Source organism: Paraflavitalea speifideaquila (assembly GCF_032395985.1).
Classification (GTDB): domain Bacteria; phylum Bacteroidota; class Bacteroidia; order Chitinophagales; family Chitinophagaceae; genus Paraflavitalea; species Paraflavitalea speifideaquila.
The window spans coordinates 1,863,495-1,876,586 of record NZ_CP135920.1; the positions used below are offsets into that span (position 1 = coordinate 1,863,495).

Genomic DNA, 13,092 nt, shown 5'->3' on the forward strand with positions numbered 1-13,092 from the left:
GAAAAGAATACAAAGCGGGCAGTCAATCCGCCAAATTAAAAGAACTCGAAACCGCATTAGCTACATTCTCTATCAAAACTTGTCGGCCACCAATGCTGCCGGATTGGTAACAAAAGCAAAAGGAATTATTAATCAGTAAGCGGGTACGCCTTTTCTCGCACAGTCGCCAGCCTCTGGCTGGTGACGCCTATTTCAAAGCCTCCGGCTTTGCGAATGCCACCAAAAGAACTTGTCAAAGAGTAGGTCGCCCTCTCAGGGCGGCTCACCCTGATCAGAAATTAATGTTAAAGGTTTTTCATTCCGACTTCCGGACTTTCCGGACTTCTACCCAAAAGTCCAGTTTCCTGCGCCAACCGTCCAGGCATAGCCCCTATGTCCAGCTACCTTTGGTTATATTTTTACCAAACACAGTTGGAGTATGAAAATCATCGTTACCGGCGCTTCTAATTTTTATTGCCCAGTACGTCTGTTTGTATGATCTTAATAAAGGAGTCATATTCTTCCAGGTGAGGCACATGCGCTGACTGTTCAAAGGCATAAAACTTTTTCACGGGCGCTTTTAATTGATCGAAATAGTCCTTGGCTACCCCAAAGTCCGTCTGATGATCATGTTTTCCCTGGAAAATATAAACCGGTATCTGTTGTTCTGTTAATAAACTAGCCGGATTCTTTATCACCATTTCTTTCCATAAATGAAGCGTGGAGAATTTGATACCCGGTTGATAGTTTAATTTGTCTGCGATGGAATACTCCCGGCAGTTGAGCAATGGCTTCACCAGGTCGCTAATCTTTCTGTCAACACCATAGCGGGCGCCTCCATATTGGAATACCAGTTGCCGCTCGATCCAGAGATAATCATACCACTCCTGATTGGAGGATGCCTGCGTAGGTGTCTTCAAGGTCACTAACTTTTTCAATGCTTCCTGGTCATTTCGTTTTTTGGCTTCCCCAACTACAAATTCATAGCCCCGTTGTTCCGACAAAGGCGTATTGGCCACCTGGCCGATACCCAGGTAAGCATGATACAACTCGGGGTGTTCATGGATCATAAAGGATGCCAGGTAAGATCCCCAGGAATGGCCCAATACATAGATCTTTTGTTGGTTGAATTTCTGGAGAAGGTAGCGGCTCACTTCCACACCGTCCGCCGTAAATTGATCCAGCGTCATACTTTCAGGTGTTATCTTACTCGAATACGATTTGGCGGCCCCCGTTGTTCCCAGTAACAAATCGTAAATAATTTTTCCATCCCTTTAAACGAGTCCTTGATGAAGGGATAGGTCGACATGCCAGGCCCTCCATGGAGGAACAGCAGCACGGGGTTCTTGCTATTTTCACCGCGTATGATCAGCGATTGCTCAATGCCCCCAATAACAGGTTGTTCAATAGTGGCGATACTGTTAGGGAGGGGATGCCCCTGGTCATCCACAATGGGCGATGTGGTGCCGGGGCTCATATAGAACAATACGATGCCTGCAATAACAACAAGGAGCAGTAGTACGATCGTTATCCTTTTAAGGACCTTTTGGAAAATCCGGGCACCTTTTTCATACGATTGACGGGTATTAGGTCATAAAGGTAATGACTCCTGCAACCATTTCTTACTGGCACGGATGTCCTCTTTGCCCAGTTTTCCAAGTTCTATCCCTTTTTCATCGCGTTGATGCCTTCCTGCTTACGCCCCGATTTGTACAGCAGCCTGGCATACGTATCCAGGTATGATCCTGCCCGGCAGGCATAGCCTGCGGGCCATCCCCCCTGGGCGAAAATCAACCACTAATCACTTCATCAGGTTATAAATGGTATGTAACCCGGTACAAAGCAGGCAGCGATACCATCACCCGGGTGAATGGAGCCAGGGTTTCGGTGATCGATATTAAAACGGGCAATGGTTTAATGCAGTCTCTGCTGGAAGTGATACAACCGGAAACGAAAAACGACCTGGTGGGCAAGCTGCTAAGCGATACGGCCTTCACTTTGTTCACCCAGGCTTTACAGCACAGCGGATTGTTGTCTACCCTGAAAACCGGCGAATATACCTTACTGGCGCCACACAATGTAGCCTTAAGGAGTAAGGGGACCATTCAACCGGGCATCAACCTCAGTTCATCTGCTGATATCCTGGCAACTGACCCGGCAACTTTGGCTGAATTGCTGAAGTATCATATCCTGCCGGGCCGGTATTTCCTGGATGGCATCCACCGGGCCGCCAAGGCAACTGGCGATGCCAGTGTTACCACATTGCAGGGCGCAAAGATCATGATCGGAGGAAATATAGACACCTACAATTCCACCACCTTTCGTGGCAGGCAAAACACCAGCACAGCCGGTATTTACCGCGTGCTCAACGAACGCCACAATTTCGCCAACCAACCGGCCGGCAATGGTGTGGTGCATGGCATCAACCAGGTACTCATTCCTTAATTATTTACCATGTTGAAAAGAATATTATCCATCGCCATCAGCGCTTGCTCATTACTACTGGTTTCCTGCTCAATGGAAACGTGTACGGACGCGGATTGCCGAGTTAAAGAAACTTGGCATAGCGGAGAACCAGGCTTACCAATGGGGTAATACGCGTAAAGGACAATGGCGAAGTGTACACAGCCCTATACTTACCCGGGCACTGAATAACAGCTACTTAAAGAAGGAAGGCTTTACCAGTCTGATGGACATAGTAAAGCCTTGCCAATCTGTTTATGTTTAATGAACCGCCGTATGCCGAACGGCACGTACGGTGGTGTGAGAGGACAGTAAGGGAACTAATCCCTTACTTCCTACTCGATTATATAATAAGTACTGATCTGTAAGTGCCTATAGTAGGATATATGCTTGGTGAATAACAAATAGGATTTTGTTATAGCAGCAGGCAAATATTTGTTTCTGCCAGCAAGGAAAGCCGCTGTAGTAGCCTTATGTAGTGGTGCGTATATGCAAGTGATTGATTTTCAATTAATGTATTTCTTGATGTAGAGGTTTTGACGTACCCCTTATTTTGGATATTTCTCCTGGTAATCCAAAATTGCATCCCGTAACTAAAACCCCTAACGACATGCTTGCGAACTCAAAACGCGTATATCGGAACGTATCCGGCCATCCTCAGCAAACGATTATTTATACTCCCGACCTGATGGTCAACACGACGGTTTAGTGCAAAATTTTACCGTAAGAATTTCATTTATCAACCAAATCAACTGATGAGCATCATGAACAAAGGAAAACTTTTGTGCCGGCTCCTGCTTTTCTTTCTGGCGATTGTTATTCAACAGGAAAGTATCGCACAAACAAGAAAAATTAGTGGCACCGTCAATGATGATAAAGGAGCTCCTATTCCCGGCGTTTCTGTATCAGCCACCAAACCAGGAAGTACTTCCATAGGTGTTGCTACCGACGCCAACGGTCACTTTTCCCTGACCGTCGACCCCTCCTATAAAACTTTAACGGTAACTGGGGTAGGTTTTGCGTCCCAGGATCTGGACATTGGTAATAAAACGGTTTTTGGTGTTACCCTGCAAAGGAGTGATGCGGAGAACCTCACCGATGTAGTGGTGATAGCCTATGGACAGCAGAAAAAGGCTTCGGTCACTGCTGCCATCAGCACCATCAGTGCCAAGGAAATTGTACAATCACCCGTTGCCAATATCAGTAATTCACTGGCCGGTCGTTTGCCTGGATTGATCTCAGTACAAGGTACCGGTAAACCGGGCGCCGACGCCTCCAGCCTGTACATCCGGGGCATTGGTACCTATAATGGTAATACCGCCCCCTCATCATGCTCGACGGTATCGTGCGCGACTCCTACAACGATATCGACCCCAACGAAATTGAAACCATCAGTATCCTGAAAGATGCGGGTGCTACTGCCGTATTTGGTGTTCGCGGCGCCAATGGGGTCATCCTCATCACCACCAAGCGGGGCAGGGAAGGCACCCCCAAGGTCAGCGCTACCGTTCAAAGCGCCCTTAACCAGTTTACCAGGATGCCCAATTATGTGAACTCCTACCAATATGCCACCCTGCGCAACGAGCAGATCTTTGAAACCTGGTGGCAGCAACATGCCAATGACAACGATGTGTGGGGCCAGCCCGATGGCTGGGCTAAGTTTGTGCAGAAAAGAAATACAGGGTATACCCCTCAATATTCCAATGAGGACCTGAAATACTATCAGAATGCCCACACACCCAAAATGCCTGATGGTTCTCCCAACCCTTATTACGATCCTTATTTCCATCCCGACCAGGATTGGCAAAAGCAGATCTATAAGGACGTGGCGCCCCAAACCCAGGCCAACGTGAACGTGTCTGGTGGCACCAAAGGCATGAAATACTTTATTTCTGCCGGTTATTTATCACAAAAGGGTTGTTCAATACCGATTACATGCCTTTCTCCAAAGAAATGGACTACAGGAAGGATCGTTACAATTTAAGGGGCAACTTCGATTTCCAGGTAACCGACAACCTCAAGGTTTCCCTCGATGTAGGAACCCAGTTCGTACAGATCTCCGGTATGAACAACGACGGGTACAACTATGAAAAGAACCTGATGTGGACCAATCCCATGGGCTCTCCCGGGTACATCGATGGCAAGTTTGTGTTCATCTGGCAAAAGACGGCCGAACAGTTCAATCCTTTATACAGCCTGGCCCAGCGCAATGCCTATAACCTCAACAACAACAGCCTGCTGAATTCAGCCCTGAATGTTACCCATAAACTGGATTTCATCACCAAAGGACTTACTGCCAATGTCAGGGTTTCTTACGATAGTTATTTCTCCAGCACCGCAGGTGGCCAGTCGTACCCCGTGATGTGGGCGGCACGGGAGAATCCCAATGGCGATAAACTGAATCCGATACTTGTGCAACTGAACAACGAGGCGCCTTCTCAAAGATGGCAAAACTGGTATTCCGGCAAATGGCGTACCTGGTATGCAGAGTTTGCCCTCAACTACAACCGCACTTTTGGCGATCATGCCATTACCGCTTTGGCCATGGGCAACCTGACCAAGACCTACGACCCCAATCTACAATTTAAACTTCCCCACGCTTACCAAAGCCTGGTGGGCCGGTTGACCTATGCCTACCAGGGAAAATACCTGGGTGAATTGAACATGGGTTACAACGGATCGGAAAACTTTCCCGAAGGACAACGCTTTACTTACTTCCCCGCCGTGTCTTTGGGCTGGATAGCCAGCAAAGAAGATTTCTGGCCGGTAAATGATGTGGTTACTTTCCTGAAATTTAGAGGCTCCTATGGTAAAGTAGGTAATGACAGGTTAAGTGGTTCCAGCCAAAATGACAACCGTTACCTGTATTTGCCCGATGTATGGGCTTATGGCTCCAACACGCTGCAAGGATACTATTTTGGCCAATACGGTTCCAACCGCAACCTGGTACAGGCTGCCTTTGAAAGCCGGCTGGGTAACCCGAATGTAACCTGGGAGACCGCCGAAAAAAACAACCTTGGTTTCATCGCCAATTTTGGAAGGATAAGATCACCGCCGAGTTCGACGTTTTTACTGAAAACAGAACGGGTATTCTTGGCCGTAAAGGAACCATACCCGGCATCGTGGCGGCCGATCTGCCTTTCTATAACTTAGGTGAAGTGAAGAACAAGGGTATGGAATTGGACCTTTCCTACCGCGACAAAGTGGGAAAAGATTTCAGCTTCTGGGTAAAAGCGAATATCGCCACCAACCAGAATGAGATCGTTTTCCGGGATGAGGCCATTGTTCCAGGCTTGGAGTACCAGGCTTCCACCGGCAAGCCCATCAACCAGAAGTCTTATTTACAAGCCGATGGTTTGTATACTTCCTGGGCTCAACTGTATGAAGTAGATGCCAACAACAATCCCATTTTATCCAGACCGGTATTGGCAAAGGTCCCGACGGTAAAACCTATAAAAATGCCGGCGGCCAGGATGTTTTACAAAGAGACCTCTCTTTCGGGAATATGCCTTTGCAACCTGGTGATATTAAGTTACAGGATATCAATTTCGATGGGGTGATTGATAACAGGGATTATAAAAGATCCGGCTATACCAACATTCCGCAGATCACCTACGGTATGTCATTCGGATTTAGCTACAAAGGATTCGATATGTCCGTATTGCTGCAAGGTGCTGCCAGGGTAGCCGCCGATCCCATGGTGGCCACCAACCTGCACTTCAACGGTACTACCGAAGCCTTATTTGAAGTAGACTGGAACCGTTTTACACCCGAGCGTTATGCCGCCGGCGAAAAGATCGATTTCCCCATTGCAGCTTACAACCGCCAGGCCTGGCAAAATACCTACTTCAATAAGAATACTGCTTACATACGGCTCAAGAACGTAGAAGTGGGTTATACTTTCCAACGCGGTATCCTAAGTAGACTGGGTGTGAACACCGTTCGTGTATATGCCAATGGATTTAACCTGTACACCTGGAGTGCACATAAGATCTGGGGCGATCCGGAAAATATGGGCTTTATGGGTTATCCACTTACCCGCACCTACAATGCAGGTATTAATGTTGGATTCTAATTCTTGTACAGAAAAAGAAAAACAATGAAAAGATTATATATTCCGCTGATGCTGGTAGCCGTATTCGTTACGGCCGGCATGATAGGTTGTAAAGAGAATTCCTTGAAAAACCCAAAGGGGGCGATGTAACCGTAGACACCGTTTTCCATACCCAGCGACAGGCCCAATATGCGGTAGCAGATATGTATAATTGGTGTGTACCTACCGGTTTTGTCATGAATAACTCCGCCGATAGCCGCGAGGATGTATTGACCGACCAGGTGCACCTGTTACTACCCGGTGCCAATTGGGTGGCTGGTAACCTCAATTATCAATATTATGTAGTGGGGGTATGAGTCCCACTTCCAGTATCGACCGTGGGCCCATTGCACAGCGTGGTAACACCGCTGCCGTTGCCTTTACAGGATGGTACAAGGCCATCCGCAAGGCCAACCTGGTACTGAAGAATATTGATAAGGTAACCGATGCTCCCGAAGAATGGAAGACCGATGTAAAAGCACAGGCCTTGTTCTGCCGTACCATGGCCCACTACAGCGCTTTCCGTTTATACGGCGGTATTCCCATCGTATCTGTACCCTTATCGGGCGACGGTAAGATCGACATTCCCCGCGCTTCCATCGAATCGCTGGTCGATACCCTGGTGAAATGGTGCGATATGGCGGCCAGCAATTTGCCCGCTACCAGGCCCACTACCGACTATGGCCGCATTACAAGCCTGGCTGCTTTAGCACTCAAAGCAAGGATCTTGTTGTATGCTGCCAGTCCACTGTACAATACACCCCAGGATATGAAAGCTGCCATTGCCGGCGCCCGCTATGGCGATGGCAAGGATACTTTATTGGCCTACGCCGCTTATAGTAAAGAACGTTGGAAACGCGCTGCCGATGCTGCCAAAGCAGTGATCGATGCGGCGCCGGCTGCAGGCGTTCAGTTGTACAATACCAATAAGCCGCTGACTACCGTCAAAACAGATAACTATGCCGGTTTGGGCGATTATGAAGCCGTGTTCAATAATGTATTCGGCACCGCAGGAACCTATGGCAATCCCGAATTCATCCTGGCAAATACCTACAACCAAAATGACCCCAACCGTACCGGCTGGGCCGACTGGGGCAGGTACAACTCCTCCAAAGTACGTATGCAGGAATGGGGCGCTAAGAATAACGTGCCCGTTGAATTCCTGCAACTGTATGAAAAAGAGATGGTACCAAATGGACAGCCACTGCTTCCGGAACAGATTTCAAAACCTACTTTGAAGGCCTCAACCTCGACCCCCGTGCTTATCAATCACTGGCCTGGGGCGGTCAATGGTTCAATGGCGGCAAAACATTCCTGGCCTATTACAAAGCTTCTGCCGATGGTACGTCGTACGTAAAAGGCCGGCTGGTAGATGATACCAATGCAGGTGATAATACCGGCAGTGCCGTTGAATGCGCCAAATTCATTGCCCGCGTTGACAACAACAACGATGGTCACTTTGCCTGGCCCGTTTTCCGACTGGCCGAATGCTATTTAGCCTATGCCGAAGCATTGAATGAATACAGTGGCCCTACTGCCGAAGCATTCCAGTACTTAAACCTCATCAGGCAAAGAGCGGGTATGCCCAATAAGGATGCCTCCATGCTGGCCGACCAGGTAAGTTTCAGAACCGCTATCCAAAATGAGCGTACCATAGAGCTGGCGTTTGAAGACCATCGGTACAACGACTTGCACCGTTGGCTCACTGCCCATGTAGTATTGAATAAACCATTCAATGGATTTGCAGTAACTGCCTCCACCAATGGCGTTACCCCAAACCTACCAACCCCTTCCTCAATTGGAACATGGTTAGTTATGGTACCAGAACATTCCCGGTTAAATATTACTATGTGCCCTTCCCTTATACAGAGATCAGTATGCGGTATTTGGGTGGAAAGGATTGGGATGGCCAAAATCCCGGATGGTAATAACTGCTTATTTGAACGATTAACCTGAAAACAATGAAATATAAACATATACCTCTCGCTTGCGTGGTTCTTTTGTGCGGGTTCACCGCAACCCAGGCACAATCAACCAATGCCAGCCTGCCAGATACTATTGCTGTTCCCCTGCAACCTTCGGTCAGGATCATTGACCAGGGGCTAAGGACCGAACAAAGTTGGAGATCTACCGGCGCTATCTTCACCATCACCGGCGAAGAGTTGGCAAGAACCAACACCGGTAATTTGCTCAATACCTTACAAGGAAGGATCCCGGGATTAACGGTGGCCACAGGAGCTGGTGAGCCTGGATACGATAACCCCACCTTATACCTGCGTGGACAAAGCAGCTGGAACGTAGCAGGTAATGCGATCGCCATTTACCTCGATGGGTTCCAGGTAGACCTGAATGCTTTATCGGCACTGTCTCCCTTCGAGATTGAAACCATTTCCCTCTTAAAAGATGCTGCCGCCTTGGCCATCTTTGGATTTGATGGAGGCGCCGGCGTATTAAGTGTGCGTACCAAAGAAGGCACTACCACCGGCAAAACTAAAATTGAAGTAAATGCCCGCTATGGCAACCTGCGGCCCATCGCCATGCCCAAAGTAATGGATGCCTATGGCTATACAACAGCTTATAACAAAGCCTTGCAAAATGATGGATTGCCTATTAAATATTACAATCCGGACCTGTACAAAGCAAGCGACGACCCTTTTCACCCCAATGTGAACTGGTACGATAAAGTATTGAACAATAGTTCTGCTACTCAGGATTATAACCTCTCTTTCCGTGGGGGCAACAGCAAGGCCCGTTTTTATGTATTGGGTGGTTATACCGATTTCACCGGCGCTTATAAAAATGCCGATGCGATCGATCAGGACTTTGGTACCAATGCCAGGTACAGGAGGTTGAACCTGAGAGCAAATGTGAACGTGCAGTTGAATAAAAACTTAACCATCAAAGCAACAGTGTCCGGCGTTAGTGAAGACCGTAGCACCCCCGCTGGTTTTACGGCTTCCTCACTTTTCTCCAATTTGTTAAAGATACCGGCCGCTGCATTTCCGGTGAAGAATGTAGATGGTGGCTGGGGCAACAATGCCGTGTACAATTTTAACCCCGTACAGTTATTAAGACAAAATGGTATCTATAGTTCTCATACCAGAAGTATACAAACCAACCTAAGCTTCAACCAAAAATTGGATGCATTGGTCAAGGGCCTGTCTTTCAATGGAGGAATTTCATACAGCAACCTGTACGTGGGTATTTATGAAAAGCGATTCAGCGTACCTTCTTACGAAGTAACAAAAGATGCCTTCGATAACCCGGTGATTGATGCCAATGGCAATGTGGTGTATAAAGTACTGGGTGCTGTAAGCCAGGGTATCACCGATGAGGGCAATGACCACTGGAACAGGAACTCCTTCCAGTTGGGTTTCAATTACGACCGCAGCTTTGGCCTTCATACGTTTACCGGTATGTTGCAGGTACAGCGCTCCAACTATACCCACGATGGTCAATTCTATCCTGTTGTAAAAGAGGGTTTGCGTGGCGCCATTACCTACGATTACAACCAAAAGTATGTAGCTGATTTTTCTTTCTCTTATGCCGGTTCCGGCGATTTTAAAAAGGCGACCGGTATGGCTTCTTTCCCGCCATTGGTTTGGGATGGGTGGCCAGTAACGAAGCATTCTTAAAAGATAACAAAACAGTTAGTTTCTTAAAAGTAAGGGCCTCTTATGGCGTTACTGCCAGTACCAATGAAGCCTTCCGTTTCCTGTTCGAGCGTTGGGGCACCACCCGTACCGGCATTATCCTGGGTACTACCAATACTACTTCAGGTGGCCGTAGCGAAGGCAACTATGCCAATGCCAACTTTACCTGGGAGGAAAAACAAACCGCCAACCTGGGCGTAGAGTTAGTCCTGCTGAATAAGTTGAATGCTACCATCGACGTGTTTAGAGAAAAACGTACCGGTGTTTTAGAAGCGCCCGTAGGTGTGCCTGCTTATACAGGCTTTAATTTTAGAAACACCAATAGCGGAGAAGTGGTTAATAAAGGAATAGAAGTAGCCCTTCAATACCGCCATAAAACCGCCTCCAACCTGGAATACTATGCAGGAGCTGCATTTTCTTTCGCCCGTAATGAGATCACCAAAAGGGCCGAAGATGCACAGCCTTACAACTACCTCTATGAGAAAGGTTATCGGATCAATCAGTTCAGGGCCTTGCAGAATGCCGGCTTCTACCAGGCATCAGATTTTGAAGCCAATGGAAGCCTGAAGGCAGGTGTGGTAAAATCTACTTATGGACAGGTGCGCCCCGGCGATCTGAAATATGTGGATATTAATAAGGATGGGATCATCAATGATTATGATAAAACACCCCTGAAGTTTGCCAAACTCCCCGAAATTACCCTGGGCTTCAATATAGGGTTCAAGTATGCCGGATTTGATATTGACGCTTTTGTACAGGGCGTCATGAACAGAACAGTTAGTTTATTGGATGATGCCTTTGATTATACCCATCCATTGGCCAATAACAACAACATCACTGTTTTCTCCAACAATCCCTGGACGCCCGAAACAGCCAATACCGCTACTTCACCCAGGTTGTCTACCCTGGTCAACAACAACAATAACCAGCAGGCTGAGTTTTGGCTTCGCAATGGCAACTTCGTCAAATTGCGCAGCATTGAGCTGGGCTATACACTGCCGGCAAAAGGATTCCTGAAGAAATTTGAATTGATGAGGTTCTACCTGAGCGGCAACAACCTGCTGAGCTCAAAAGTAGAAGGCCTTGAGCCGGAAAGATTGTCCATGGGCTATCCTTTGATGAAGACGATTACCCTGGGAGCCAAAGTAAAATTTTAGAACGAACATTTGAAATCTTGCAGCATGAAAAGAAATTATTATACCATCCTTCTTATCGTATTTGCAGCAGCTGGTCTGGCTTCCTGTAAGAAGGACTTCCTGGATGTGAAAAAGATTCCGGCCGATATGCCCATCGACCTGATGTACAAAAGGTACGATTACATACAGGGCATTGTATGGGGTGCCTACAGCTATATGCCCGATGGTTATGCCTGGATGGATATGGAAGCCGCCACCGACGATGCCTACCATACCAATGTGAACAACCGGTCGCATACCTTTAATTACGGTGTCTGGAACCAATTCGACAATCCTGATGGCGTATGGTCCAACTACTTCAATGGTATTTACCAGGCCAACCTGTTTTTGAAGAATAAGGGATCCGTTGACCTGTCGTCTATTGCCAATGGTATCGTTAACAACGATTCTGTTGCCTACAAAAGAGCCGTCAATAACCTGAAGTTTATGGAAGGCGAATGCTATTTCTTAAAAGCATTCTTTTACCTGGAACTGGTAAAGCGTTATGGAAGTGTGCCGGTGATTGACCAACCCCTGGATTATAACCAGCCCTCCACCTGGCAGGGATTGCCCCGCAATACCGTCAATGATTGCTTTAAGTACATCGTTTCCTTATGCGATAAGGCGGCCCTGATAATACCCGATAGCGTGCGCACCAGCGCTTCTACCAGTTGGTACGAATCGGGCCGGGCCACCTATGGCGCCATTAAGGCCCTGAAAGCAAGGGCTGTATTGTATGCTGCCAGTCCCCTGTTTAAAGATGCAGGCGCTACCTATACCTGGGCAGATGCGGCAGCAGCAGCCCGCGAAGTGATGGCCATCAATGTATTCAACCTGGATGCTACCTATGGAAACAACTTTGGCGCTACCAATGCCGCTTCTGTAGAAGCCATCTTCTTCAAGCGGTATGGTAACCAAAATGGTCTTGAAAGAGCCAATTTCCCCATCGTATTTGAAGGCGCCAACGGCAACAGCATTACACCCAGCCAGAATTATGTAGATGAATTTGAAGTGAAGACCGGCGCTACTTCAGTTCCTTTCGATTGGAACAATCCCGTGCATGCAGCCAATCCTTATGCCAACAGAGATCCCCGCCTGGCGGCTTCCGTAATATTCAATGGCGCCTCCTTTAAATCTACCACCATCCAAACCTATTATGGGGGCAACAGTGGTCAGCCTAAATTGAATGCTACCAAAACCGGTTACTATTTATCCAAATATGTGAACCCAAGCGTGGACCTGCTCAACAATACCACTACTTCACACCAGTGGTTGTATTTCAGGTATGCCGAAATATTGTTGAACTATGCCGAGGCGATGTACAATGCCTACGGTGCATCGGGCGATCCCCTGGGTTATGGTACTACCGCCCTGCAGGCCATCAACAGGGTAAGAACACGCGCTACCATGCCCAACCTGGCTGATATAACACAGGATGCCATCATTCATGAGCGCAGGGTTGAACTGGGCTTTGAAGGCCATCGCTGGTGGGATGTACGCCGCTGGAAAAAGGCAATGTGTTTGCCACACCCGTAAGAAGCATTTCCATCACACTCAATGGGTCCAATTTTGTATATACCCCTACTAAACTGGAAGACCGGGTGTTCGATGTATCTAAAATGAACTGGTATCCCATTCCACAAGCTGAGATCACCAAAACCGGTTGGGAACAGAATGCCGGTTGGTAAGGAAACACAGCTATTATCATAAATACTATTAAAATTATGAT

The 13,092-nt window shown here is 47.6% G+C and carries 13 protein-coding genes and 1 pseudogene; 13 read left to right on the forward strand and 1 reads right to left on the reverse strand.

The features are described 5' to 3' along the window. Positions 1-443 precede the first annotated feature (443 nt). Entirely contained in the window at positions 444-1,169 is a 726-nt protein-coding gene (locus tag RS881_RS12915) for an alpha/beta fold hydrolase (RefSeq protein ID WP_315821454.1), read from the reverse strand. Between the two features lie 131 nt (positions 1,170-1,300). Here RS881_RS12915 and RS881_RS12920 point away from each other — a divergent pair, with 131 nt between their 5' ends. The 13 genes and pseudogenes from RS881_RS12920 to RS881_RS12980 all read left to right on the forward strand — a co-directional run bounded on the left by RS881_RS12920 (position 1,301) and on the right by RS881_RS12980 (position 13,051). Beyond that, positions 1,301-1,498, forward strand: coding sequence for a hypothetical protein (locus RS881_RS12920; RefSeq protein ID WP_315821455.1), 198 nt, complete (start codon positions 1,301-1,303; stop codon positions 1,496-1,498). Between the two features lie 347 nt (positions 1,499-1,845). After that, positions 1,846-2,424, forward strand: coding sequence for a fasciclin domain-containing protein (locus tag RS881_RS12925; RefSeq protein ID WP_315821456.1), 579 nt, complete (start codon positions 1,846-1,848; stop codon positions 2,422-2,424). Positions 2,425-3,197: 773 nt separating this feature from the next. Beyond that, a complete protein-coding gene (locus tag RS881_RS12930) occupies positions 3,198-3,845 on the forward strand; it encodes a carboxypeptidase regulatory-like domain-containing protein (protein WP_315821457.1) in 648 nt (215 codons plus the stop codon). Beyond that, entirely contained in the window at positions 3,773-4,426 is a 654-nt protein-coding gene (locus RS881_RS12935) for a hypothetical protein (RefSeq protein WP_315821458.1), read from the forward strand. The genes RS881_RS12930 and RS881_RS12935 overlap by 73 nt, the downstream gene beginning before the upstream one ends. Then, positions 4,360-5,595 carry a SusC/RagA family TonB-linked outer membrane protein gene (locus RS881_RS12940; RefSeq protein WP_315821459.1) on the forward strand — a complete coding sequence of 412 codons (1,236 nt, stop codon included), beginning with the start codon at positions 4,360-4,362 and terminating at the stop codon, positions 5,593-5,595. The genes RS881_RS12935 and RS881_RS12940 overlap by 67 nt, the downstream gene beginning before the upstream one ends. Then, on the forward strand, positions 5,532-6,002 hold the full coding sequence (locus RS881_RS12945) for a hypothetical protein (RefSeq protein ID WP_315824459.1): 471 nt from the start codon (positions 5,532-5,534) through the stop codon (positions 6,000-6,002). Before RS881_RS12940 ends, RS881_RS12945 begins: the two co-directional genes overlap by 64 nt. Beyond that, entirely contained in the window at positions 5,948-6,517 is a 570-nt protein-coding gene (locus RS881_RS12950) for a hypothetical protein (protein ID WP_315821460.1), read from the forward strand. Before RS881_RS12945 ends, RS881_RS12950 begins: the two co-directional genes overlap by 55 nt. Positions 6,518-6,848: 331 nt before the next feature. Beyond that, positions 6,849-7,892 carry a RagB/SusD family nutrient uptake outer membrane protein gene (locus tag RS881_RS12955; RefSeq protein WP_315821461.1) on the forward strand — a complete coding sequence of 348 codons (1,044 nt, stop codon included), beginning with the start codon at positions 6,849-6,851 and terminating at the stop codon, positions 7,890-7,892. Further along, a pseudogene (locus tag RS881_RS12960) lies at positions 7,784-8,491 on the forward strand (RagB/SusD family nutrient uptake outer membrane protein); the annotation flags it as partial. The gene RS881_RS12955 and the pseudogene RS881_RS12960, both read left to right, overlap by 109 nt. Positions 8,492-8,496: 5 nt before the next feature. Next, positions 8,497-10,170 carry a TonB-dependent receptor plug domain-containing protein gene (locus tag RS881_RS12965; protein ID WP_315821462.1) on the forward strand — a complete coding sequence of 558 codons (1,674 nt, stop codon included), beginning with the start codon at positions 8,497-8,499 and terminating at the stop codon, positions 10,168-10,170. Further along, positions 10,146-11,345, forward strand: coding sequence for a TonB-dependent receptor domain-containing protein (locus RS881_RS12970; protein WP_315821463.1), 1,200 nt, complete (start codon positions 10,146-10,148; stop codon positions 11,343-11,345). Before RS881_RS12965 ends, RS881_RS12970 begins: the two co-directional genes overlap by 25 nt. A 24-nt stretch (positions 11,346-11,369) precedes the next feature. After that, the gene (locus RS881_RS12975) at positions 11,370-12,899 is read left to right on the forward strand and encodes a RagB/SusD family nutrient uptake outer membrane protein (protein WP_315821464.1); all 1,530 of its coding nucleotides are present in this window, start codon (positions 11,370-11,372) and stop codon (positions 12,897-12,899) included. Further along, positions 12,881-13,051 carry a hypothetical protein gene (locus RS881_RS12980; protein WP_315821465.1) on the forward strand — a complete coding sequence of 57 codons (171 nt, stop codon included), beginning with the start codon at positions 12,881-12,883 and terminating at the stop codon, positions 13,049-13,051. The genes RS881_RS12975 and RS881_RS12980 overlap by 19 nt, the downstream gene beginning before the upstream one ends. Positions 13,052-13,092 lie beyond the last annotated feature (41 nt).